Origin of the sequence: Micromonospora sp. NPDC093277, from assembly GCF_044765245.1 — a bacterium.
GTDB lineage: Bacteria > Actinomycetota > Actinomycetes > Mycobacteriales > Micromonosporaceae > Micromonospora.
Window position 1 is genome coordinate 251,661 of record NZ_JBIWJO010000007.1, and the last position, 23,288, is coordinate 274,948.

Annotated in this window: 22 protein-coding genes; 6 read left to right on the top strand and 16 right to left on the bottom strand. The window is 71.9% G+C overall.

Going from position 1 to position 23,288, the window contains the following annotated elements; genetic code table 11:
• Window positions 1-79 precede the first annotated feature (79 nt).
• Together ACIRG9_RS17820 and ACIRG9_RS17825 are read right to left on the bottom strand one after the other, a co-directional pair.
• Window positions 80-2,254 carry a DEAD/DEAH box helicase gene (locus ACIRG9_RS17820; RefSeq protein ID WP_402856733.1) on the bottom strand — a complete coding sequence of 725 codons (2,175 nt, stop codon included), beginning with the start codon at window positions 2,252-2,254 and terminating at the stop codon, window positions 80-82.
• Between the two features lie 62 nt (window positions 2,255-2,316).
• Window positions 2,317-2,715, bottom strand: coding sequence for a hypothetical protein (locus ACIRG9_RS17825; protein WP_402856736.1), 399 nt, complete (start codon window positions 2,713-2,715; stop codon window positions 2,317-2,319).
• 63 nt (window positions 2,716-2,778) lie between these two features.
• On the opposite strand from ACIRG9_RS17825, the gene ACIRG9_RS17830 reads away from it, so the two are divergent.
• Window positions 2,779-3,321 (top strand): hypothetical protein, encoded by a 543-nt coding sequence (locus ACIRG9_RS17830; RefSeq protein WP_402856739.1) that lies wholly within the window; start codon window positions 2,779-2,781, stop codon window positions 3,319-3,321.
• A gap of 111 nt (window positions 3,322-3,432) precedes the next feature.
• Here ACIRG9_RS17830 and ACIRG9_RS17835 read toward each other — a convergent pair whose 3' ends face one another.
• The 6 genes from ACIRG9_RS17835 to ACIRG9_RS17860 all read right to left on the bottom strand — a co-directional run bounded on the left by ACIRG9_RS17835 (window position 3,433) and on the right by ACIRG9_RS17860 (window position 9,265).
• Window positions 3,433-4,533 carry a branched-chain amino acid ABC transporter permease gene (locus ACIRG9_RS17835; RefSeq protein WP_402856742.1) on the bottom strand — a complete coding sequence of 367 codons (1,101 nt, stop codon included), beginning with the start codon at window positions 4,531-4,533 and terminating at the stop codon, window positions 3,433-3,435.
• The gene (locus ACIRG9_RS17840) at window positions 4,530-5,420 is read right to left on the bottom strand and encodes a branched-chain amino acid ABC transporter permease (protein ID WP_402856745.1); all 891 of its coding nucleotides are present in this window, start codon (window positions 5,418-5,420) and stop codon (window positions 4,530-4,532) included. The genes ACIRG9_RS17835 and ACIRG9_RS17840 overlap by 4 nt, the downstream gene beginning before the upstream one ends.
• The gene (locus tag ACIRG9_RS17845; protein WP_402856748.1) at window positions 5,417-6,145 is read right to left on the bottom strand and encodes an ABC transporter ATP-binding protein; all 729 of its coding nucleotides are present in this window, start codon (window positions 6,143-6,145) and stop codon (window positions 5,417-5,419) included. Before ACIRG9_RS17845 ends, ACIRG9_RS17840 begins: the two co-directional genes overlap by 4 nt.
• Window positions 6,142-6,885, bottom strand: coding sequence for an ABC transporter ATP-binding protein (locus ACIRG9_RS17850; RefSeq protein WP_402856751.1), 744 nt, complete (start codon window positions 6,883-6,885; stop codon window positions 6,142-6,144). Before ACIRG9_RS17850 ends, ACIRG9_RS17845 begins: the two co-directional genes overlap by 4 nt.
• A gap of 3 nt (window positions 6,886-6,888) precedes the next feature.
• Window positions 6,889-8,085, bottom strand: coding sequence for a substrate-binding domain-containing protein (locus ACIRG9_RS17855; protein WP_402856754.1), 1,197 nt, complete (start codon window positions 8,083-8,085; stop codon window positions 6,889-6,891).
• Between the two features lie 271 nt (window positions 8,086-8,356).
• Window positions 8,357-9,265, bottom strand: a complete 909-nt coding sequence (locus ACIRG9_RS17860; RefSeq protein WP_402856757.1) for a hypothetical protein — start codon at window positions 9,263-9,265, stop codon at window positions 8,357-8,359.
• A gap of 247 nt (window positions 9,266-9,512) precedes the next feature.
• On the opposite strand from ACIRG9_RS17860, the gene ACIRG9_RS17865 reads away from it, so the two are divergent.
• The 3 genes from ACIRG9_RS17865 to ACIRG9_RS17875 all read left to right on the top strand — a co-directional run bounded on the left by ACIRG9_RS17865 (window position 9,513) and on the right by ACIRG9_RS17875 (window position 11,152).
• Window positions 9,513-10,070: an RNA polymerase sigma factor gene (locus ACIRG9_RS17865; RefSeq protein WP_402856760.1), complete on the top strand. Its 558-nt coding sequence runs from the start codon at window positions 9,513-9,515 to the stop codon at window positions 10,068-10,070.
• A gap of 62 nt (window positions 10,071-10,132) precedes the next feature.
• The gene (locus tag ACIRG9_RS17870) at window positions 10,133-10,888 is read left to right on the top strand and encodes a hypothetical protein (RefSeq protein ID WP_402856763.1); all 756 of its coding nucleotides are present in this window, start codon (window positions 10,133-10,135) and stop codon (window positions 10,886-10,888) included.
• A gap of 69 nt (window positions 10,889-10,957) precedes the next feature.
• On the top strand, window positions 10,958-11,152 hold the full coding sequence (locus tag ACIRG9_RS17875) for a sigma-70 family RNA polymerase sigma factor (protein ID WP_402856766.1): 195 nt from the start codon (window positions 10,958-10,960) through the stop codon (window positions 11,150-11,152).
• Window positions 11,153-11,281: 129 nt separating this feature from the next.
• On the opposite strand, the gene ACIRG9_RS17880 is transcribed toward ACIRG9_RS17875, so the two are convergent.
• Window positions 11,282-12,397: a glycerophosphodiester phosphodiesterase gene (locus tag ACIRG9_RS17880; protein WP_402856769.1), complete on the bottom strand. Its 1,116-nt coding sequence runs from the start codon at window positions 12,395-12,397 to the stop codon at window positions 11,282-11,284.
• 106 nt (window positions 12,398-12,503) lie between these two features.
• On the opposite strand from ACIRG9_RS17880, the gene ACIRG9_RS17885 reads away from it, so the two are divergent.
• Window positions 12,504-13,838 carry a TrkH family potassium uptake protein gene (locus ACIRG9_RS17885; RefSeq protein ID WP_402856772.1) on the top strand — a complete coding sequence of 445 codons (1,335 nt, stop codon included), beginning with the start codon at window positions 12,504-12,506 and terminating at the stop codon, window positions 13,836-13,838.
• Complete coding sequence (locus ACIRG9_RS17890; RefSeq protein ID WP_402856775.1) at window positions 13,828-14,496, top strand: potassium channel family protein; 669 nt, start codon at window positions 13,828-13,830, stop codon at window positions 14,494-14,496. The genes ACIRG9_RS17885 and ACIRG9_RS17890 overlap by 11 nt, the downstream gene beginning before the upstream one ends.
• Before the next feature lie 3 nt (window positions 14,497-14,499).
• Here the strand turns inward: ACIRG9_RS17890 and ACIRG9_RS17895 are convergent, their stop codons facing one another.
• The 7 genes from ACIRG9_RS17895 to ACIRG9_RS17925 all read right to left on the bottom strand — a co-directional run bounded on the left by ACIRG9_RS17895 (window position 14,500) and on the right by ACIRG9_RS17925 (window position 23,150).
• Window positions 14,500-16,110: a protein kinase gene (locus tag ACIRG9_RS17895; protein WP_402856778.1), complete on the bottom strand. Its 1,611-nt coding sequence runs from the start codon at window positions 16,108-16,110 to the stop codon at window positions 14,500-14,502.
• 70 nt (window positions 16,111-16,180) lie between these two features.
• Window positions 16,181-17,731 carry a fused MFS/spermidine synthase gene (locus tag ACIRG9_RS17900; RefSeq protein ID WP_402856781.1) on the bottom strand — a complete coding sequence of 517 codons (1,551 nt, stop codon included), beginning with the start codon at window positions 17,729-17,731 and terminating at the stop codon, window positions 16,181-16,183.
• 35 nt (window positions 17,732-17,766) lie between these two features.
• Window positions 17,767-18,804, bottom strand: coding sequence for a coiled-coil domain-containing protein (locus tag ACIRG9_RS17905; RefSeq protein WP_402856784.1), 1,038 nt, complete (start codon window positions 18,802-18,804; stop codon window positions 17,767-17,769).
• Window positions 18,805-19,008: 204 nt separating this feature from the next.
• Window positions 19,009-19,818 (bottom strand): inositol monophosphatase family protein, encoded by an 810-nt coding sequence (locus ACIRG9_RS17910; RefSeq protein WP_402856787.1) that lies wholly within the window; start codon window positions 19,816-19,818, stop codon window positions 19,009-19,011.
• A complete protein-coding gene (locus tag ACIRG9_RS17915) occupies window positions 19,811-20,263 on the bottom strand; it encodes a response regulator (RefSeq protein WP_402856790.1) in 453 nt (150 codons plus the stop codon). Before ACIRG9_RS17915 ends, ACIRG9_RS17910 begins: the two co-directional genes overlap by 8 nt.
• Entirely contained in the window at window positions 20,260-21,948 is a 1,689-nt protein-coding gene (locus ACIRG9_RS17920) for an ATP-binding protein (protein ID WP_402856793.1), read from the bottom strand. Before ACIRG9_RS17920 ends, ACIRG9_RS17915 begins: the two co-directional genes overlap by 4 nt.
• Window positions 21,945-23,150 carry a PP2C family protein-serine/threonine phosphatase gene (locus ACIRG9_RS17925; protein ID WP_402856796.1) on the bottom strand — a complete coding sequence of 402 codons (1,206 nt, stop codon included), beginning with the start codon at window positions 23,148-23,150 and terminating at the stop codon, window positions 21,945-21,947. The genes ACIRG9_RS17920 and ACIRG9_RS17925 overlap by 4 nt, the downstream gene beginning before the upstream one ends.
• Window positions 23,151-23,288: the final 138 nt, after the last annotated feature.

Genomic DNA, 23,288 nt, shown 5'->3' on the forward strand with positions numbered 1-23,288 from the left:
ACGCGCCGACGGTCGGTGACGGTGGCGACGCTCGCAGTCCGGCCGGCCCGGGAACTTTTCCCCAGGTGAAACCGACGGTTCATCCGGCGACCGCGAGGGCCAGCGGAAGCACGTCCGGGGCGCCGGCGCGGCGCAGCAGCCGGGCCACCATCGTCATCGTCCAGCCGGAGTCGACCAGGTCGTCGACGAGCAGCACCGGCCCGTCCAGCCCCGGCAGGGCGTCGGCGAGTTCGTCCGGCACGGCGAAGGCGTCGTGCAGCGTGCGTACCCGCTGGGCGCTGTTGCCGCGCGGCCCAGCGGCCCCGGACGGGCCGGTCGGGACGACCTGGCCGAGCAGCGGCAGCCGGCCCACCGCGGCGATCCGCTCGGCGAGCGAGCCGACCAGCGCCGGGTGGGTCCGGGAGGCGACGGCGACCACACCGACCGGGCGGCGCGGCCAGGGGTCGTCGCCGTGCGCCCACGCCTTGAGCACCTCGACCACGGCCGCCGCCACGTCGTCGGGGACTGGGCCGTCCGCCGACTCCGGCCCGAGCAGGCCGCGTAGCCGCCCACCCCAGCCCAGGTCGGAGAGGCGGCCCACGGTCCGCCCGGGCAGCGCCTGCTCCGCCGGGGGGATGCGCCCCTTCAGGGGTACGCCCACCGCCTCCAGCCCGGTCGGCCAGAGCTTCTTCGGCCCGATCGCCACGCCGGGGCGGCCGAGGAAGGTCTGCGCGCCGGTGAGCGCGGCGTCGGAGACCTCGGCGGTGAACAGCGGGCCGGCGCAGTTGTCGCAGCGGCCGCAGTCGCCCGCGCCGGAGTCGTCCAGGCATTCCCGCAGGTAGCGCATCCGGCAGCCGGTCGTATTGGCGTACCGGAGCATGGCCTGCTGCTCGGCGGTGCGCGCCTCGGCGACGCGGCGCAACCGGGCCTCGTCATAGACCCACGGCTCGCCGGTGGCGAGCCAGCCGCCGCGCACCCGGCGGACCGCGCCGTCCACGTCGAGCACCTTGAGCATCAGCTCCAGCCGGGCGCGGCGCAGGTCGACGATCGGTTCGAGGGCCTGGGTGGAGATCGGCCGGTCGGTGTGCAGCGCGGCGAGTACGGCCCGGACCTGCTGCTCGGGCGGGAAGGCGAGCGAGGCGAAGTACCGCCAGATCGCCGCGTCCTCGACGCCGGGCAGGAGCAGCACCTCGGCGTGCTCGACGGCCCGGCCGGCCCGGCCGACCTGCTGGTAGTAGGCGATCGGCGACGGCGGCGCGCCGAGGTGCACCACGAAGCCGAGGTCGGGCTTGTCGAAGCCCATGCCGAGCGCGCTGGTCGCGACCAGCGCCTTGATCTTGTTGTCCAGCAGGTCCTGTTCGGCGGCGCGGCGGTCGGCGTCCTCGGCCTGCCCGGTGTACGCGGCGACCTGCCAGCCCCGGGCGCGCAGGAACTCGGCCGTCTCGCCGGCCGCCGCCACGGTGAGCGTGTAGATGATCCCGGAGCCGGGGAGCCCGTCGAGGTGGTCGGCGAGCCAGGCCAGCCGCTGGGCCGGGCTCGGCAGGTCGAGTACGCCCAGCCGCAGCGACTCCCGGTCGAGGGTGCCGCGCAGCACCAGCGCGTCACCGAGTTGCTCGGCGACGTCCTGGGTCACCCGGGTGTTGGCGGTGGCGGTGGTGGCGAGCACCGGGGTCCGCTCGGGCAGGCCGGAGAGGAAGGTACGCAGTCGCCGGTAGTCCGGCCGGAAGTCGTGCCCCCAGTCGGAGACGCAGTGCGCCTCGTCCACCACCAGCAGCCCGGTGGTTGCGGCCAGCCTCGGCAGTACCCCGTCACGGAAGTCCGGGTTGTTGAGTCGTTCCGGGCTGATCAGCAGCACGTCCACCGCCCCGGCGTGGATCTCGGCGGTGATCTCGTCCCACTCGTCGAGGTTCGCCGAGTTGATGGTGCGGGCCCGGATGCCGGCGCGGGCGGCCGACTCGACCTGGTTGCGCATCAACGCCAGCAGCGGCGAGACGATCACGGTCGGGCCGGCCGGTTCCCGCCCGGCGTCGGCCGCCTCGCGCTCCGCGCCGGCTGGCTCCCGCCCGCTGCCGGCTTGGCGGAGCAGCGCGGTGGCCACGAAGTAGACCGCCGACTTGCCCCACCCGGTGCGCTGCACGCAGAGCACCCGCCGCCGGTCCACCACCAGCGCCTCGATGGCCCGCCACTGGTCCTCGCGGAGCCGGGCGTGCGCGCCCGCCAGCCGCCGCAGCACCTCCTCGGCCCGCTCCCGTACGGCCGCCCGATCCTGGCTCATCCGGCATTTCTACCAGGCATCCGGCCGGCACCCGCCGACCGTCGCCGCCCGGCGAGGCCGGGTCAACCGTCGCGCGGCCCTGACGAGGCCGGGTCGGCCATCGGAGGGAAGAAAACCAGCCGATCCCGGAGGGAGTCGGTGAGCGCGGGCGGAAGCAGGCAGCGGGCGGCCAGCTCCTCCATCGAGCCGAACGGGCCGCGCAACCGTCGGTCCAGCAGGTACCCCTCGGTTTCGCTCACCTCCTCCGTCTCGCTGCCACCGACGACGATGACGAACGTCAGGCCCATCGCCAGGTAGTAGGCCGCGGCGAGTCCGTTGCGCCAGCTCCGCCGCCAGATCGCGTAGCCGAGTACGACCAGCCAGGTGAGCAGGCCGAAGGAGATCAGCGCGGTCAACGTGCCGACGATCGTGGCGGCGACACTCAGCCAACGTGGTACGCCCCGGGGTGGCCCGGGGCTCACACCGGCAAGGACGCCTCGAGCGATCTGAGCGGGCGGATCGATCCGGCGTCGAAGGCGTTGGAGATGCACATGGCGATGCCGCCGGAGGACGGCATCACGGTGAAGATGTCGTTCCTGGTCATCGACGACAAGGTCTGGGTGAAGGCGAAGTTCAGCGGTAAGCCGGGCCTGCCGAAGCTGCCGGACAAGTGGATGGCGCTGGACAAGGCCAAGCTGACCGACGCCAGCGGCGTGCCGAACTATGACGGCGCGGACCAGGGCAACGCGGGCCCGCTGCTCGACGCGGCGACCTCCGTCGAGCCGCAGGGCCCCGGGAAGTACGCCGGGTTCATCGACGTCACCGGCGGCGAGGCGGCCAAGGCGCTGGAAGACGGCGAGGCGGCGGCGCTGGGCGAGGCCGGCAAGCGCGTGCCGTTCACCGCCGTGGTCGGGCCGGACGGGCACCTCACCTCGTTGGTGCTGGAGATGCCCGCGGCCGGCAAGCAGAAGGCGTACCAGTACGTCGTCGCCTACACCGACTTCGGCAGCACGCCGAAGATCACCGCCCCGGCCGGGAGCGCGGCGACGAAGGCCCCAGCCCTGGCGTACGACCTGCTGAACGGCTGACCCACGGGGAAGGGGCGGCGGCCACACGGGGGGCCACCGCCCCTTCCCCCTCGCCGGTTGATCAAGAGGTTTGCGTCGTCCCACGGCGGAATCCCGACGCAAACGTCTTGATCAACGCCAGCGAGTGAGGGCGGACAGGAGGGGATGCAGGCGGGACTTCAGGCTGGCCAGGCCGCCGGGGAAGAAGTAGACGGCCAGGATGAAGACGGTGCCCAGGACGAACAAGGGCTGGGACAGCGGGTGGCTGAGGAAAGCCGGCAGGGCGTTCACCGCGTCGCTGGTGCCGAAGGCGGTCAGCCGGTGGTCCAGGTACATGTAGAGGATGCCGCCGAGCACCGGGCCCCAGCGGGTGCCCGGGCCGCCGAGCACCACCATGACCAGCAGCGACAGGGTCAGCTCGGACGACGTGACGTGCGGGCTCGCCCCGGACACGACCAGGCAGTAGACCACCCCGCCAGCCGTGGCCAGCCCGCCGGCCAGGGTGAACGCGACCAGCTTGAACCGGTACGGGTCGAGCCCGAGCACCCCGATCCGCCGCTCGTCGTCGCGCAGCCCGGCCAGCACCCGCCCGGTCGGCGAGCCGCTGACCCGGTGCACCACGAAGACCACCAGGGCCAGGTAGGCCAGCGCCAGCCAGTACAGGTTCACCGTGTTGGCCACCCCGACCAGGGCGGACGGCAGCCCCGCGACGTCCAGCGGCAGCCCCTCCTCGCCGCCGGTGAGCCCGCCGAAGTCCCGGGCCACCAGGATCGCCCCGACCTGGGCGAAGGCGAGCGTCACCATGGCGAACGCGATGCCCACGGTACGCAGCGCGACCGCGCCGAGCAGCGCGGCGAGGATCGTCCCGCCGGCGACGGTGAGCAGGGCGGCCTGCCACAGCGGCAGCCCGGCCCGGGTGACCAGCACGTCGGTGCCGTACACCCCGGCGGCGAAGTAGAGGGCGTGCCCGAAGGAGAGCATCCCGGTCCGCCCGAAGAGCAGGTCGTACCCGGCGGCCAGACCACCGAACACCAGGCAGATGGCGAGCAGTTGCAGGGTGCCGGGGGCATTCGTCCAGTCGTCGAAGATCCCCGGCAGGTACACCTTGCAGTACGGCAGGCCGGCGGCGAGGGCGAGCGCCACCAGCGGCAGCCACGGGCGGACCCGCTGCCAGCGGGAGACCGTCTCGCCGGACACCTGAGCCGGCGGTGCCTCCACCACCGTGTTGGTCATGCGTGAGCCACCTTTCCGGCGAGGCCCTGCGGACGCAGCAGCAGCACCACGGCGAGCAGCCCGACCACGCAGAGGTCGCCCAGCCCGGACGTGCCGTAGTAGTTGACGAACTGTTGCAGCAGCCCGACCGCGACCGCTGCGTACGCGGACCCGACCACCGAGCCCATCCCGCCGATCACCACCACGATGAACGCGAAGATCAGCAGCGAGCCGCCCTGCCCGGGTGAGACGGTGCCGAAGTAGACGCCGCCGAGCGCGCCGGCCAGCGCGGCGGCCGCCCCACCGATCGCGAAGACCAGCGTGAACGCCTTGCGGACGTCGATGCCGAGCGCGGTCACCATCTCCCGGTTCTCCACCCCGGCCCGGATGATCAGGCCGTACCGGGTGAAGCGGAGGAAGGCGAGCAGCCCGCCGAGCACCAGGACCGCGGCGATGATCAGCAGCAGCCCGGCGTTCGGCACGTTCGCGCCGAGAACCGAGGTCACCTCGCGGGTCCACGCCGGACGCGGGAACGGCCGGGCGTCGGCACCCCAGGTAGCCTGCAACAGCGCCACCCCGGCCAGCGACAGGCCGACGGTGACCAGCACCTGCTCGATGGTGCGGGAATAGAGCGGCCGGATCAGCACCAGTTCGACCAGTACGGCCACCACCGCCCCGGCGAACACGCCGAAGGCGACCGCCACCACGAACCCGAACCCGCCGGAGCCGGCACCGGGCAGGTTGCCGGCCGCCCACCAGGTCGCGTACGCCCCGACGCCGAGGAACAGGCCGTGCGCGAAGTTGAGCACGTCGGCCAGGCCGAAGACCAGGGACAGGCCGGAGGCGACCAGGAAGTAGAGCGCCGCCAGGCCGAGCCCGGTCAGGGTCAACAGGATCACCGTACTCATGCCGCCGCCCCCGCACCGACACCGAGCAGCGACTTGGTCAGCCCGGTTTCCAGCAGCAGGTCCTGGGCGTTTCCGGTCCAGGCCACCTGGCCGGCGGAGAGCACCACCGCGTCCTTCGCCAGCCGCCGGACCACCGCCAGGTTCTGCTCGACCAGCAGCACCGGCACGGATTCGGCGACCCGTTCCAGTACCTCGGCCACCTCGGTCACCACCTTCGGCGCCAACCCCTTGGTCGGCTCGTCGACCAGCAGCAGCCGGTTGTCGTTGAGCAGCACCCGGCCGATCGCGAGCATCTGCTGCTGCCCGCCGGAGAGCGAACCGGCCCGTTGCCGTCCGCGCCGGTCCAGCTCGGGAAAGAGCGCGAAAACCTTGTCGTACGCCGGGACGGTGCCGCGCCGTTCGGCGAGGCGCAGGTTCTCCGCGACGGTGAGGCCGGCGAAGACGCAGCGGTCCTCCGGCACGTAGCCGAGGCCGTCGCGGACCAGCCGGTGGGTGGCGCGGGCGAGCAGGCTGCGGGTGCCCATCCGGACGGTGCCACGCACCTCGCCGTTGCGTGGGGTGAGCCCCACGATCGCGCGCAGCGTGGTGGTCTTGCCGACGCCGTTGCGGCCGAGCAGCACGGTTACCCCGGTCGGCGCGACCTCGAACGACACTCCCTGGAGGATGTGCAGCCCGGCGATCCGCACCGACAGATCCTCGACGGCCAGGACCGGTTCCGCGTTCACAGGGCCTCCCCCAGGTACGCCTCCTGGACGGTGGCGTTGGCCATCACCGTGTCCGGGGTGTCGCAGGCCAGCAGCGCGCCGTGGTGCATCACGGCGATCCGGTCGGCCAGCTCCAGGATCACGTCCATGTGGTGCTCCACCATGAGCACCGACCGCCCGCTGTCGCCGGTCAACGACTTGATGACGGCGACCAGCTCGGGCACGTCCTCGGCGCTCACCCCGGCCATCGGCTCGTCCAGCAGCATCACCCGGGGCTCCCCGGCGAGCAGCAGTGCGATCTCCAGCTTGCGTTTCTCGCCGTGGGCCAGGGTGCCGGCGAGCGCCGTACCCCGGTGGGCGAGGCCGACCCGGTCGAGCGCCGCGTCGGCGGCGGCGGCCACCTCCCGGTCGGCCGCCGCCCGCCGCCACAGCTTCATCGAGCCACCCCGGTGCGCCTGTACGGCGAGCCGGACGTTCTCCCGGACCGTCAGCGAGCCGAACACCGAGGACGCCTGGAAGGTACGCCCCAGCCCGAGGCGGGCCCGCCGGTGCGGGGGGAGGGCGGTGACGTCCGCCCCGTCCACCAGGACCCGGCCCTCGGTGGGTCGGCGTAGGCCGGTGATCAGGTTGAACAGGGAGGTCTTGCCGGCGCCGTTCGGCCCGATGACGCCGAGGAACTCTCCGGGCGCCAGGTCGAGGTGGACGCTGTCGACGATGGCGACCTCACCGATCCGCCAGGTCAGACCGTGGGTGGCGAGCACCGGTCAGCCCTTCATCTGGGTGACCGGCGGCGCGGTCTCGTCACCGGTCAGGCTCTTCTGCGCGGTCGCCGTGTACTCGGTGCCGCTGCCGGAGAGCTTGGCCTGGTACATCGGCTGGAGCAACGCGTGGTCGTCGGGCCGGATGGTCATCTGGCCCTTGATGCTGTCGAACTGCCAGCCTTCGAGGGCCTTGACCATCTTGTCGACGTCGTCGCCGCCCTCCTGCACGGCGCGGACAACCATCTGGGCGGCGGCGAAGCCGTCCGGGTGGAACAGGTCGACGGTGCCGACCTTGGCCTTCAGCGCCTTGGCGGCCTCGGTGTCGCTGGCCCCGTCGAAGTAGTGCGACAGGAAGGAGATCTTGCTGCCGGCCGCGCCGAAGGTGGGCCAGGAGGCACGGATGTCCAGGCCGGTGACGACCATGGTGGAGGCGAGTACGCCCTGCTGGTCGAGGGTCTGCCACATGGCCGGGGCGGTGGTGCCGGCCCAGGCGACGAAGAGCAGGTCCGGCTTGGCGGCCTTGATCTGGCTGGCGAACGGGGTGAACTCGGTGGCGCTGGCCGGGGCCCGGACGCTGCTCACGTTCGCGCCGGCACCGCCGATCACCGCCTTGACCGCGGCCTCGTTGGCGTCGCCGAACGCGCCGTCCTGCGCGAAGACGACGACCTTCTTGCCGGTGGCGTCGCCGATGAAGGACTTGGCGGTCAACACGTCCTGGTAGGACTGCCGGCCCGAGCGGAACGTGTACTTGTTCGCCCCGGTGACCGCGTCGGTGGCGGCCGGCCCGGAGATGAAGAGCACCTTGTTCTGTGCGGCGATCGGGGCGACCTGGAGGGCCACGCCGGAGGCGGTGGAGCCCCCGATGATCTTCGTGCCCTTGCCGATCAGGTCCTTGGCCGCGGAGACGGCCTTCGCCGCGTCCCCCGCGTCGTCGACCTCGGTCAGCTCGATCTTCCGGTCACCGACCTTGCCGGTGCCCTTGGTGGCATAGTCGAGGCCGGCCTTGAAGCCCTCGATGTACTGCTTGCCGTAGCTGGCCAGCGGCCCGGACTGGGAATACACCAGACCGACCTTGACCGGTGCGGCGTCGCCGCCGCCGGACGCGGTGTCCTGCGGGCTGCCACAGGCCGTGGCCGCCATCGCGGCCGCCATCATGGTGGCGGCGGAGAGGAACACCCGTCGCGTGTGCCGGATCGTCATTGCGACTCCAGGTGAGGACAGGGGGACTCAGTTGTCGGCTCACGCTAGAAGTGACGTCACCCACGAGCTATGTGGCCGAAGCACACAAGTAACAGATGCGGCATGGCCGGTCGTAACAAGGGCCGCCAATAGGTCGGCGTCCGCCGTACCGCCCTGTGGCCCGCGCCCCCACGTACCGGGGCGACGGTGTGTCGCGGCTCGCCATCGGCCCGGGTCGGAAGACGGAGCGCTCCGGGCACCGTGCGGTGCCCGGAGCGCTGGAGCGTACGGGTCAGAGCCGGACGCGCACCCTGCGGCGCAGCCGGCTCAGACCGACCAGCAGGCCGCCTGCGGCCAGCAGGCCGCCACCCACGCCCAGGGTCTGGACGGAGTTGCTGCCGGTGACCGGCATTTCTTCCTTGTCGTGGTCGAACTTGCCGCCCCGGATGCAGACGGTGACGGTGACCGGCTCGGAGACCACGGCCTTGCCGTCGAACTTGCCGGTCGCCCGGGCGGTGTTGACCACCTTGCCCTTCTTGACATCGGCCTCGGTCACCACATGCGGGTTGTCGGCGCGACAGATGGTGCTGGCGCCCGGAGCCAGCGTGGTGCTGTCGCAGGACACCGGACCGGCGGTCGGGTCGTCGACGGCGACGTTGGTGATCTTCACCGTGCCGGTGTTGGTGACCCGGTAGGTGTAGAAGATCTTGTCGCCCTTCGCCGCAAAACCGTCGTCCTCGCACTTGTCCGGGCACTCCGACTCGACCCGGGCCTTCTTCTTGATCGACAGGCTGGCCTGGGTCTTCGTCGTCTTGACGGTGAAGCTGGCCGGTTCCGACGGCACCTCCTGCTCGCCGAGCTTTCCGATCGCCCGGGCGGCGTTGACGATCTTGCCCTTGGCCACGTCCTGCTTCGTGACGGTGTACGTGCCAGTGCAGGTGAGGCTCTCACCCGGAGCGAGCGAGGTGGCCTTGCAGATGATCCCGCTTACCGTGTCGTCGGTGACGGTGATACCGGTGATCGGGCTGGTCGTGCCGGTGCTCTCGTTCGTCACCGTGTAGGTGTAGGTGACCTTGTCACCGGCCTGGAGCCCGCTGGTCGGGGTGCCCTTCTTGGTCAGTGTCAGTCTCGGGTTCACGTCCGGGCGCGAGGCGGCGCAGGTGTGGGTGAGCACGAAGAAGTTGGCGGTCCCGGAGATCACCGCGGTGGCGCCCGTTAGCGTCCAGCCGGCCGGCAAACGGATCCAGGCCTTACTGGTGCCCAGTCGAAGTAGACCCAGTGGCGTACGGACTGGGCGTCCTCGGTCGACACCGCTGACTGTGCGCCACCGGCCACTCGGGCCACGGCTGCGGACCTGACCGCGTGAACGGGCTCCTTCATCCTGTAACGCTGATCGCTGTCCGGACATCTCCAGGTCAGGCACGCACGGCGATGAGGGTGGGGGCGACGTGTCGGAGGATGATCGGACGGCGGTGCGATCGGCCACGCCAGAAGACCGACGCAGCCGGTTCGAGACGCTGTACGCCGCGCACTACGAGTCGATCGCCTCGTATTCAGCTCGGCGCTGCGACACCGCAGAGGACGCCGCGGACGTGGTGGCCGAGACGTTCCTGATCGCGTGGCGACGGCTCGACCGGGTCCCGACGGACCGCTCGGCGCTGATCTGGCTCTACGCCACCGCCCGCCGTGTGCTCGCCAATCAGCGCCGGGGCCAGAAACGCCGGCAGGGGCTGCTCACCCGCCTGCGCGCCGTCGCGAGCGGCAGCGCCCAGCATGCTCCTCATCCGGACCGGGACGACCCGGACCGGCCGGCCGCGATCATCGGCGCATTCGGTCGGCTCAGCGCTGCCGATCGGGAGTTGCTCCGTCTGGTCGCCTGGGAAGGGCTCACGCCGAGCGAGGCGGCCGTGGTGCTGGGACGCAGCGCGGGCGGGGTCCGTGTACAGCTCCACCGCGCCAGGGCCCGGTTCGCACGCCTGCTGGCGAATGAGGGGGTCGAGCTGTAACGGCGGGAACCCGCCGGACACGACAACGGGTGAGGCCGGGTCCGCATCGCAGAGGAGCCATCATGGACGACCGCGATCATCGTATCGATCAGCACGTACGCACGGCTGCACCCGTCAATCGACGGATCCTCGCCGAGCTGACCGACCGGGCGATGAGGGAGTCGCTGCTCCGCCGCATCCTGGTGGACGCGCAACCCGTCACCGCGGCCACGCGCCGAACCCGGCCAGGGCCACGTTGGGCGCTGGCTGCGGGGGTCCTCGCCCTGCTCGTCGCGGGTGGCGCCGTGCTCGGAGAGGGCTGGTGGCACAGGCCGGTCACCACGCCGATGGTGCAGCCAATTGGTCAGGACGACGTCGGGACACCAAGTCCGCCGGCCACGACCCGTGCCGACGGCGGCACCGCCTCCTGTATCGGTGCCAGTGCGGAGAATCTGAGCAAGTATCAGGACTTCGCCTTCGACGGCACCGTGGTCACCATCGCACCATCCCCCGTGACCGTGGCATGGCTGGGCTACCCCACCGTCGACGTCACCTTCGCCGTTCAGCAGTGGTTCCGCGGACCGGGCGGGAGCCTCGTCACCGTCAGGATGCTGTCGCCCGAGGTGCCCAACGACGATGGCCTTCACTACTTGGGGGGCTACCTCCCCTACGCAGCAGGCTCGCGCATGCTGGTCTCCGGCGGCGGCTCGCCCTCGGGCACCGAACTCCAGGCCAGCGGCTGCGGTTTCACCCGCCACTACCGGGCAGCGGATGCGGACATCTGGGCCCGGGCATTCGCGGCAACACCCTTCCCGAGCAAGCCGCCCGCCACACGCTGACGCCCTCGGCATCTCGAATGGAACCGATCCGCCCGTCGATGTCTCTGTTCCGGTGGACACCGAGCGGCCGTGGCTACCCTGCCCGCGCGGCAGCGGGTGGTGCTGGTGCTGCGCTACTGGGCCGGACTCAGCGAGCAGGAGATCGCCGACACGCTGGGCTGCTCGGTGGGGACCGTGAAGAGCCGGGCCAGCCGCGCCATCGGAACCCTTCGGCGAGCGGACGGTCCGCTGGCAGAAGCGTTCGAGGCGGTGCCGGCAGCCTGACGGCGGGCCGGACGACCGGCCCGCCGTCGAGCGAGCGAACAGCACGTGGGGTGCCCGGATCGAGCCGGACACCCCACGTGCTGGGAAGCGCCGCGCCGGAACTCCCGAGTATCCCGGCGCGGACGCCGATCAGAGGCCCGCGCGGGCCGCCACGGCCGTGTCCGGCTGGTCGGCGAAGGCGCCGTCCAGGCCGAGGCCGAAGAAGAGCTCGTACTCCGACGTGATGTCGCCACGGGCGTTCGGGTCGGTGCCGATCTGGAAGTCGGCCGGCAGGAACTGGTTCTCGGCCCGGAAGGTCCAGGCGTGCACCAGCAGCTTCACCTTGTGCGCGTCGCGGATCACCGAGGTCGGCGGGAGCAGCTTGTTGGCCGCGTCCCGGGGGACGATCAGGTTCTTGTTCAGGCCGACACCGTCCGCGTACTGGGCCACCCAGGCCAGGCCGGAGGCCGAGGCCAGGTCGAGGTAGGTGCGCTTGTCACCGGCGGCGGTGAAGTCGTAAGGGCTGCCGGCGGCGTCCATCAGCTGAATCAGCCGCACGTCGATCATGCGGTCCAGCTTGCGCAGGTTGGCGGTCTCGAAGCTCTGGATGAAGACCGGGTCGTTACGGTGCGTCAGCTTGTTGGCCTTCAACACCGCGACCAGCGGCTCCTCCAGCGACATCCCGATGGAGGCGAAGTAGGTGGGGTGCTTGGTCTCCGGGTAGACGCCGACGGTCCGGCCCCGGGCCTTCGACTCGGTCCGGGCCAGGTCGATGACCTGCTGGAAGGTCGGCACCTCGAACTTGCCGTCGAACGCGGTGTTGGCCACCCGCACCTGCGGCAGCCGCTCCTTGGCCCGCAGCGTCTTCAGCTCGGCCAGGGTGAAGTCCTCGGTGAACCAGCCGGTGACGCTGACCCCGTCGATGACCTTGGTCGCCTTCCGGGCGGCGAACTCGGGGTGGGCGGCCACATCGGTCGTACCGGAGATCTCGTTCTCGTGCCGGGCGACCAGCACGCCGTCCTTCGTCGAGACCAGGTCCGGCTCGATGAAGTCGGCGCCCAGCCGGATGGCCAGCCGGTACGCCTCCAGCGTGTGCTCCGGACGGTAGCCGCTGGCACCCCGGTGGCCGATCACGATGGGCTGCTGCTTCGCGCGGGACTGCTCGGCGCGGGGCTCCGGGTCGGCCTGGGCGGCCACGGCCGGCACCACCACGGCCGCCGCGAGCAGCGCGCCGGCCACGCCGAGGGCAGAAAGGGTACGTCGCAACGCCGTCTCCTGTCGTCGATGGGTACGCCCAGCAGACCGGTCGCGGTTGACCTCCAGTTGGTCGGTTCCTGTCCGGACGGTGAATCTCCGGGCGGAAAATGACGTGGTGCGCCGTCTGCTCCGTCATCCCGTGCGGCTGGTGCCGTTCGGGTTCCTGGCGGCGATCCTGCTCGGCACCGGCCTGCTGATGCTGCCCTGGGCGACCAGCCACCACCGGTACACCCCGTTCGTCACGGCGCTCTTCACCGCCACCTCGGCCGTCTCGGTCACCGGCATGGCGATCAACGACACCCCGAGCTACTGGAACGACTTCGGACTGGCGATGATCACCGTGCTCACCCAGCTCGGTGGCCTCGGCATCCTGACCGGCGCGGCGCTGGTCATCCTGGTGGTCTCCCGGCAGCTCGGCCTGCGCAACCGGCTGCTGGTGCAGGCCGAGACGGCCGAGTACGGGGTCGGCGACGTCCGCTGGCTGCTGGCCCGGATCGCGGCGACGGTCTTCGCCACCGAGGCGGTGATGACGGCGGTGATCGCCATCCGGTTGATGCTCTCCTACGACTATCCGCCGGGTCGGGCCCTGTGGTACGCCACGTTCCACTCGGTCCAGGCGTTCAACAACGCCGGGTTCGCCCTCTACTCCGACGGCCTGGTCGGCTTCTCGCGGGACCCCTGGGTGGCGTTGCCGTTGGGCCTGGGCGCGATCATCGGCGGGCTGGGTTTCCCGGCGCAGTTCGAGGCGCTGCGGGAGTGGCGCCGGCCGGGTCACTGGTCGATCGCCACCAAGCTGACCATCTGGGGCAGCCTCACGATCATCGCGCTCGGCTTCGTCGCCCTGCTGCTCATCGAGTGGCGCAATCCGCACAGCATCGGCACCTTCGGCACGCCGGGCAAGCTGCTGGCCTCGTTCGCGCAGATCGCGTTGAGCCGCACCGGCGGCTTCGACGTGATCCACGTCGCCGAGCTCTACGACGAGAGCTATCCCCTGCTCATCGTGCTGATGTTCATCGGCGGCGGCAGCGCCAGCACCGCCGGCGGGATCAAGGTCTCCACCTTCTTCCTGCTCGCCTTCGTCATCTGGGCCGAGCTGCGCGGCGAACCGGACGTGACGGTGGGCGGGCGGCGCGTCGCCACCGCCAGCCAGCGCCAGGCGTTGACCGTGGCGTTGCTCAGCGTGGCGGTGGTCGTCGCCGGCACGATCGTAGTGATCATCCTGACCTCGAACGTCCGCTTCTACGCCGCGCTCTTCGATGTCACGTCCGCGTTCAGCACCACCGGCCTGACCACCGGAGTCGCCGCGAGGCTGCACCCACCGGGCCAGTACCTGCTGGCCGCGCTCATGTACATCGGCCGGATCGGCCCGCTCACCCTCGGGTCCGCGATCGCGTTGAACACCCGGCGAAGGCTTTACCGCTATCCGGAGGAGCAACCCATTGTCGGCTAGGAAGAGGGACGACAGCGGCATCGCGGTGATCGGTCTGGGCCGGTTCGGCTCGCGGCTGGCCGGCTCGCTGACCCACCTGGATCAGGACGTGCTCGCCATCGATCACGATCTGGAGCGGGTCCAGCACTGGTCGGCGCAGCTGGACCGGGTGGTGCAGGCGGACTCCACCGAGGAGGCCGCGCTGCGCCAGCTCGGCGTGGCGGACTTCCGCCGGGTGGTGATCGCCATCGGCGCCTCGGTGGAGGCGAGCATCCTGACCGTGCTGGCCCTCACCGAGCTGGGCATCCCGCAGATCTGGGCCCGGGCCACCTCGGAGAAGCACGCCAAGATCCTCGACTCGGTCGGCGCGCACCACGTGATCTTCCCGGAGGCGGAGACCGGCGAGCGGGTCGCGCACCTGATCGTCAGCCGGATGCTGGACTTCATCGAGTTCGGCGACGATTTCGCGATCGCCAAGGTACGCGTACCGGAGGCGTTGGTGGGGCGGCGGCTACGCGACGTGAGCCCGGCGGACCGGTACGGGGTGATGGTGGTCGGCGCGAAGCTCCCCGGGGAGCAGTTCTGCTACGCCGGCCCGGACACGCTGCTGCAGCGCGACAGCGTGCTCGTCGTGGAGGGCGGCATCGCCCAGGTGCAGCGGTTCGCCGCGCTGCAGTGAGGGTCAGTTCCCCTTGCCCTTGGGAGGCTTCGCCGGCTTGACCCCGCCGCCGGAGCCTTGCGCACCGCCGCCCTTCGCGGTGGCCGGCTTCGCCGGCTTCTTGGCCGCCGGCTTCTTGGCCGCCGGTTTCTTGACCGCCGGGGCCTTGGTCGGCACCGAACCGGCCACCCCGGACACCAGCACGCCGCAGGTGCTGTCCCCGATCCTGAACTCGACCGGCAGCGGATTGCCTCCGGTGTAGCTGCCGGTCAGCGCGACCTTCTTCGACGCGCCCGGGGCCAGCGCGGCTTCCGTGGCGGGCACGTGGAGCAGCACGGTCTGCCCCTGTTGGCGTACCGCCGGCTGGGCCGCGGTGACCGTCTGCCGGCCGGGGAAGGTGAAGCTCATCGTCCAGTCGCGCAGCTCCCGGCCGCCGGTGTTGGTGAGGGTCAGGTCTGCGGTGAAGTCCTTGCCGGAGTCGCGGCGCAGCACGTAGTCCACCGCGCACGGGGGCGGCTGCGACAGCCCCATCCGGTCCTCGGTCGGCTCGACGCCACCGCTGGCCGGGCGATTCGAGGTCAACCCCCACATCGCGGCGGTGACCGCGGCCAGGCCGGCGGCGGCCACCCCGGCCTCCGCCCTGCGTCGCCGGGCGGTGGCCCGCCGGGTACGGGTACGCACCGCGGAGAAGGGCAGCGCGTCGGTCTCCGTCGACCAGGGCAGGATGGTGGTCCCCGCGTTCTCCATCAGCCCGGGGTCTCCCCCGTCAGGTGCCGGGGAGACCGGCGTGATCGCGGCCGTCCCCGCGGCGTCGGCGAGCGTACGGGCCACCTCGACGGTCGCGGGACGGTCCTCGGGGCGCTTCGCGAGGCAGCACCGGACCAGCTTCTCGACCTCGCCGGGAAGCCCGACCACCGGAGGCATCGGGTCCGGGTCCTGGTACATGTGCGCCCGGAGCATCTGGGTGGTGGTGCTGGCCTGCCAGGGCAGCCGCCCGGTGAGCATCCGGTACAACAGCAGGCCGACCGCGTACACGTCGGTGGCCGGCGAGACCTGGCCGTGGTCCAGCCGCTCCGGCGCCAGGTACGCAGGGGTGCCGAGCAGGGCGTCGTCCGGGCCCTTGTCGCTCTCCCCGACCAGCGCCGAGATGCCGAAGTCGACCACCTTCACCCCGGTCGGGGTGAGCATGACGTTGCCCGGGGTGACGTCCCGGTGGACGACTCCCCGGGCGTGCGCGGTGGCCAGCGCCGACGCCACCTCGGCGCCGATGGTCACCGCCTCCCGCCAGGTCAACCGCCCGTCGCGGCCGAGCCGGCCGCTCAGCGGGCCGCCGTCGACGAGCTCCATCACGACGTACGGCACGGTCAGCCCGACCTGCTCGGACTCGCCGTAGTCGTACACGTTGGTGATGTTGGGGTGGCAGAGCCGCGCGGCCGCCTGCGCCTCGACGCGGATCCGGTGCCGGAACGCCTTGTCGCTGGCGAGCCCGGAGGCGAGCACCTTGATCGCCACCTGGCGGCCGAGCACCTCGTCGTAACCGCGCCAGACCACCGACATGCCACCCGCACCGAGCTGTTCGATCAGCCGGTACCGCTCACCCAGCAGTTGTGTGCCACCCCGGACCGATGCACCCATGGTCGGTCCTGTTGCCCGCAACCGGCCCTCGTACACCTGATGCGCCGCAATCGGGCGGAAAGTCACCCGTTCAGGCGGTCGCCAGCAGCTGGTCCACCGGGGCGTAGTCGTCGGTGAGCACCAGCGCGTCCCCGACGAATCCGGCCAGCTCGGCGTCGTGCACCAGCTCCGCCACCTCGGGCAGCAGGCCCATGCGGGACTCGACCGCGGCCAGCGGCAGCGGCGCGTCCGAGGCGACGATCAGGAAATTCGAGCCCTGCCGTCCGGCGAACGCGCCGGGCGGGGCGATCGCCGCGACGTAGCGGAACTCGGCGGCGACGGTGGCCAGCTCGGCCCGGATGAACCGTCCCGGCGGCATGTCGATGACGTTCTGCACATAGATCCCGCCCGGCCGGAGCACCCGGCGGATCTCCGCGGCCATCTCCCGGGTGGCCAGATGCCAGGGCACCACCAGGTGGCCGAAGGCGTCGCCGACGATGAAATCCCGGCTGTCGGTCGGCTCGCCGCCGAGCAGCACCCGGGCGTCGCCGACCCTGGCCCGCAGCCGCGGCCCGGTCCGCACCCCCAGCTCCCGCCGGTCCAGGTCGACCAGCCCACCGTCGATCTCGAAGACCAGGTTGTCGGTGTCGGTCCGAGTGGCGGCGAGATAGCGCGGCATGGTGAAGCCGCCGCCGCCCAGGTGCAGGGCGTCCAGCCGCTGCCCCTTCGGCGCGGCCGCGTCCGCGACCAGACCGATCCACTGGGTGTACGCGTACTTCAGGTGGGTCGGGTCGGCCAGGTCGACGTACGAGTGCTGCGCCGAGTTCAGGTAGAGGTAACGCCCCTGGGTCCACTGCGGGTCCGGCTGCACCTTCGCGCAGTGGTACGCCGTCTCCACGTCGCAGGGGTTCGGGGCGACCGCGGAGAGCCCCGCCGCGGCCAGGCCCACCACCGCCAGGGCGGCCTTCGCCCGGGCCGGAGCGGGCAGCCCGGTCCCCGCCCGGCGGCGCAGGTACGCCCCGAGCGTCAGCCCGGTCGCCCCCAGCACCGCCGCCAGCCCGAGCACGATCACCGTGCTGGACAGCGCCGCCACCAGCACGAAGCCGGTGACGAGGGTGGCGGTGATGCCGCCCAGGGTGCCGATGCCGGAGAGCCGCCCGACCACCTGCCCGGTACGGCGCAGGTCGGCGAGCTGGAGCTTCACCACCAGCGGGGTGATCGCGGCGAGCAGGCCCGCCGGCACCAGCACCGCCAGCGCGGTCAGCAACAGCACCGCGCTGGCCGCGCCCCCGCGCAGCGCCTCACCGGCGTACCGGACGACGGGGAGGGTGACCGCGGTGGCGATGCCGGCCAGCACCAGGGCCGGGGCGAGCAGGCCGCGCGGGTCCCGCCGGTCAGCCAGCCACCCGCCCATCCACGCCCCGTACGCGATCGCGCCCAGCGCCATGCCGATGACCGAACTGGTCACCTGAAGGGTCACCCCGACGTACGGGCCGACCAGGCGGAGCGAGACGGTCTCCAGCACCAGCACGGCGCCGCTGGAGAGGAAGACCAGGAATGCGGCGAGCCCGTTCGGCAGGGCCCGCGGGACCGGCACGCTCGGCGCCGGGTCCACCACGACCTCGGAGGATGTGCTGCTCACCGCCGCGATGCTACGCACCGGACCGGCAGGCCACATCAGTACATGGAGACGTGAACGTGGTTCGTGTGGTCCCCGGCCGGAGTGCCACCGCCGCTGTACGACCGCCAGCCGGTGTTCGGCATCCAGATCTGCCGGTACCAGATCACGTACATGACGCCGAGTTTGCTGGCGTTGTTCTTGAGGTAGTTGGCGAGGCTGTCCCCGTACGATCTGTCGCCACCGGTCGCGGAGACGTTCTCGAAGCCGCCGGTCGCGGCGGAGAAGTCACAGGCCCGCCCCTTCGGGTGCTCGCCGTCGCCGCCGCTGCGGAAGCAGGAGACGTACCGCTTGTAGTTGGCCGCCTTGGCCTGCTGGACCATGTGCAGGGTCCGCGGGGTGATGCAGCCCGAGGTGGTGGGATCGTTCACCGAGCAGGACTCCGACGGCCACGAGCCGTCGGAGTTACGCGGGGCCGGCTTGGCCGACGCGGAGCTGCCGCTGAAGCCGGCGCCGCCGCCCGAGCTGACCTTGGCCAGCGCCATTTCGGCGTCCCGCTTCTTCTTCGCCAGGATGGCGAGCTGCTTCTGCTGTTCGCGGATCTCAGCGTCGATGGCCAGCTTGGCCTGGGCGGCCTCGGTCTTCGCCTCGTTCAGGGCCCGCAGCCGCTTGCTGTCCCGCTGGGCCATCACGTCCAGCTCGGCGGCGCGCTGGAGGAACGAGCCCGGGTCGGAGCTGGCCAGCAGCGCCGACACCGGAGTCATCCGGCCCAGCCGGTACGACTGCGCGGCCACCTCGCCCACCTGCGAGTTCAGCTCGACCAGGCGCAGTTCGAGCTGCTTGAGCTGCGTGTTCAGCTCGGTCTGCCGGCGCTTGGAGTTGTCGAGCCGGGCGGTGGCCTCGATGTGGCCCTTCGCCGCCGCCTCGAGGGCCTGCCGCAACTGCTTGCTGCCCCCCTCGTCCGGTGCGCTCGGAGTGGGCGCGGCGACGGCGGTCCCGGCCGGGGCGAGGCCGGCACCGAGCAGCAGGGCCGCCACGGCGAGCAGGGCGAGCAACGGCCGGCGGACGCGCCGCCGGATGAGCCTGATCCTGGGCACGAAAGCGTCCTTCCATCGACCGCCGGCCCCCGGTTGACCACTCTGCGCGGCGGCGGCTCCGCCGGCCCCGGACGGCGGCCTGCTGGCGGAGACCGCCGGTCACGATACCGGACCACGCCCGCCACGCCAGGCCCCCGACCTCGGGCGACACTGATCATCGACGCAGCGTGCCGGCCCCGTGGCGGACCGCGAGAAGACGGGCGCTCAACCGCCCAGCAGCGCCGCCCGGACCTCGTCCCAGATCTCCGCGCTGGACGCGACCAGCAGGCCCCGGCCGTCGTCGGCCGGGTGGTAGTCGGTCCCGTCGAAGCGGCGGGCCACCCCGCCCGCCTCCCGGACCAGCAGGGTGCCGGGCGCGTGGTCCCAGGGCAGGGTGCGCCAGAAGAGGACGAACTGCTGCCTGCCGGTAAGCACGTCCAGATATTCCCGGCCGGCGCAGTGTTGGCCGGGCAGCAGCTCACCGATCCGCCCGCCGCCCGCCGCCACGCTCTGCCGGGTGGCCGGGGGCAGGAACCGGGTCATCGCGGTGCCCCGCAGCGCACCGACCTCGGGCACCGGCCCGCTGGTGCGTACCGGCGTGCCGTCCAGCCGGGTGCCCGCGCCCGCGCGGCAGGTGGCCATGGTCCCGTCCAACGGGTCGTACACCCAGGAGGCCACCGGCACGCCGTCGGTCAGCAGCGCCACCATCAGGGCGAACGGGCGCCGCCCGGCGGCGAAGTTGGCGGTGCCGTCGACCGGGTCGACCAGCCAGACGTCGCCGTCGCCACGCAGGTACCGCAGCAGGTCCGGGTCAGCGGCGACCGCCTCCTCACCGACCACCACCGAACCGGGGCGCAGCCGCCGCAGCCCGGCGGAGATCAGTTCCTCCGCCCGCCGGTCGGCGACGGTGACCACCTCGCCGGGCGCCTTCTCGGCGATGTCGGCGGCGTCGAGCCGCCGGAACATCGGCACCACGATCTCCGCCGCCGCCTCCCGCAGCAGCGCGTCGACGTCCGCCAGCAGCCGGTCAGCCACGCGGCGGCAGCTTGACCACGCTGACGAAGAACTCGTCGATCTGGCGGACTACCGAGATGAAGCACTCGAAGTCCACCGGCTTGGTCACGTAGGCGTTGGCGTGCAGCTGGTAACTGCGCAGGATGTCCTCGTCGGCCTGCGAGGTGGTGAGCACCACGACCGGGATCCGGCACAGCTGCTCGTCCTTCTTGATCTCCTCCAGCACCTCCCGGCCGTCCCGGCGCGGCAGGTTCAGGTCGAGCAGGATCAGGTCGGGGGTCACCGAGTCCGCGTACTGGCCCTCGTGGCGCAGATACGCCAGCGCCTCTGCACCGTCCGAGACCACGGTGAGGCGGTTACGGAGCTTGTGCTCCTCGAACGCCTCCTGGGTCATCAGCACGTCGCCCGGGTCGTCCTCGACCAGCAGCACCTCGATCGGGCTCCTGCCGTCAGCCGGCACCGTCATCCCACCGTCTCCTTAATGCCACCCGCGGCGGCGTCTCCGGCCGCCCCGTCCCGTACCGGGTCCGGCTGCCGGCCGACGGGCACCCCGTCGGCGGCGTCGGCGATGCCACCCCCGGTCGTCGCGTCGTCGCCGTCCGGTTCCACCCCGGCGGCGGGGAGGGTGAACCGGACCACGGTGCCCACCTCGGAGCCGGTGTCCACCCACACCCGGCCACCGTGGTACTCCACGATCTTCTTGACGATGGCCAGGCCGATGCCGGTGCCCGGGTACGCGTCCTTGGAGTGCAGCCGCTGGAAGATGACGAAGATCTTGTCGGCGAACTCTGGCTCGATCCCGATGCCGTTGTCCCGGCAGGTGATCTCCCACTCGTCGCCGACCAGCCGGGCCGACACGTGCACCCTGGGCGGCACGTCGGGCCGGCGGAACTTGATCGAGTTGCTGACCAGGTTGGCCAGCAGGTTGGTCAGCAGCGGCTCCTCACCGCGGATCACCGGCAACGTGTCCCAGGTCAGCTCGGCGTCGGCGTACTGGCGCGCGGTCTCGGTCTGGGCGGCCACGTCGCCCATCGCCTTGTTCAGGTCGACCTCGCTGAAGCCGGTGGTGAGGCGACCGATCCGGGAGAACGCGAGCAGGTCGTTGATCAGCCGCTGCATCCGCTGCGCGCCGTCGACGGCGAACGCGATGTACTGGTCGGCGCGCTCGTCGAGCTGGCCCGCGTAGCGCCGCTGGAGGAGCTGGCAGAAGCTGGCCACCTTGCGCAGCGGCTCCTGCAGGTCGTGCGAGGCGACGTAGGCGAACTGCTCCAGGTCACGGTTGGACCGGGTGAGCTCCTCGGCCTGCTTCTGCAACTGACTGTTGACCCACTCGATGCGCTCCCGGGCCTGGCGGACCTCGTCCAGCTCCTGAGCGATCTTCTGGCGCATGGCGTCGACGTCATCCGCGAGCCGGCGGAACTCCGGCGGGCCCGACCCCTCGATGTGGTGCCGGTAGTCGCCGGCGGCGACCTCGCGTACCTGGCCCACCAGGGCGGCCACCGGCCGGATCAGCATCCGGTCCAGGGAGAGCAGCAGAAGCGCGCCGGCCACCGCCACCACCAGGGCCGCCGCGATCAGCAGCACCACCAGTACGTTGCTGGTCCGGCTGACCTGGTCGGCGGTCTGCTGCCGCACGGTCTGGATCTCGTCCTGGAGGGCGTCCACCGCGCCCCGGACGCCGTCGAACCGCTGCCGGGTCTGGTCGGTGATCAGCGCCTGCCCGGCGGCCGGACCGCTGCGCTCGGTAGTGGTGATCACCGGCTCGGCGACTCTGGCCCGCCACTGCGCCGCGCGCTCCTCGACGACCGTCAGGGCGCGCAGCACGCCCGGGTAGTCCCCGGCCAGGTCACGCATCGAGGCGACGAGATCCCGCTCCCGGGTCAGCCCCGCCTCGTACGGGGCCAGGTCCTTGCCGTCGCCGTTCACCGCGTACCCGCGGACGCTGGTCTCCTGGTCGAGCAGCGCGCTCAACAGCTCCTGGCCCTGTACGCGCAGCGGACCGCTCTTGACCAGGACCGCGTCGATGTTCTGCCGGTTCTTCGCCGCGACCAACGCCTCGGCCGCGGCCAGCCCGAGCAGCAGCACCAGGACCACGGTGAGCAGCGCGACCACCCGGCGACGCAGGGTCCAGCCCTGCCGGTCAGCGGTCACCGGCCACCACCCCGGCTGAGCAGCAGCATGGCGACGTCGTCGGCGAGCGGGCCGCCGTTCATCTGCTCGGCTCGACCGACCAGCCAGGCTGGCAGCTCGGCCAGCGGCACCGCCTGGCCGGCGGGGGCGGCGAGCAGGTCGGTGAGCCCCGACACGTCGAGTCGGTCGTCACCGGCACCCACCCGGCCCTCGATGAGTCCGTCGGTGTACATCAGCAAGGACCAGTCATCGGCGTCGAACTCCAGGTCGAAGGCTACCGGCCGGCGCGGTCGTACGCCGAGCAACCGGCCGGCCCTGGCCGGCACCGGGGCGACCTTACCGCCGCTGAGCAGCAGCGGCGGCGGATGCCCGGCGAGTCGCACGGTGGCCCGGTCGGCCGCCAGGTCGAGGCGGGTGGTCGCCACCGTGGCGAAGATCTCCTGGAGCCGGCGCTCGCTCATCAGCACCTGTTCCAGGGCGGGCAGCACCTCGTCGTCCGGCACCCCGGCCAGGATCAGCGCTCGCCAGGCGACCCGCAACTCGACGCCGAGGGCGGCCTCGTCCACGCCGTGCCCGCAGACGTCACCGACGATCAGGTCGATCCGGTCCGGCCGGGTCTGCACCACGTCGAAGAAGTCGCCGCCGATCAGGGCGGCGTGCCGGCCGGGCCGGTAGAAGGTGTGCACCGACACCCGGTCGGTGGTCATCAGCGGCTGCGGCAGCAGGCCCCGTTCCAGGCGGGCGGACTCGGCCTGGCGCAGCTCCACCTCACGCAGCCGGCGGGCGTTCTCGTCGGCCCGCTTGCGTTCCACCGCGTAGCGCAGCGCGCGGGTCAGCAGGACGCCGTCGACCTGCCCCTTGACCAGGTAGTCCTGGGCGCCTTCGGCGACCGCGACGACGCCCAGGTGCTCGTCGGAGCGGCCGGTGAGCACGCAGACTGCGGCCCCGCTCGACATCTCCAGCACCTGGCGCAGCCCGTCCAGGCCCTGCGCGTCGGGCAGGCCCAGATCGAGCAGGACGCAGTCGACCCCCGCCACCCGCTGCCGGGCCTCACTGAGACTGGTGGCGACCATCAGATCGATCATCGAGTTGGTCTCGGCGAGCAGCTCGCCGACCAGGAAGGCGTCGCCCTCGTCGTCCTCGACCAGCAGCACCCGCAGCCGTTTACCGGGCGGCAGGTTGGCGGTGCGCCCGACGCCCCCCGGTTCGACGGCCCGGGGCACGGGGGGACCCACCGCGCCGGGCCCCGGTTGCGGTCGGGCCACCGCCGCGAGACGCGGGAGTTCGCTGGTGATGTCGGACTCCTTCCGAGTGCCTCGCTGATCCTGTATCAGACAACGGTCGCACACAACACGCCCGAA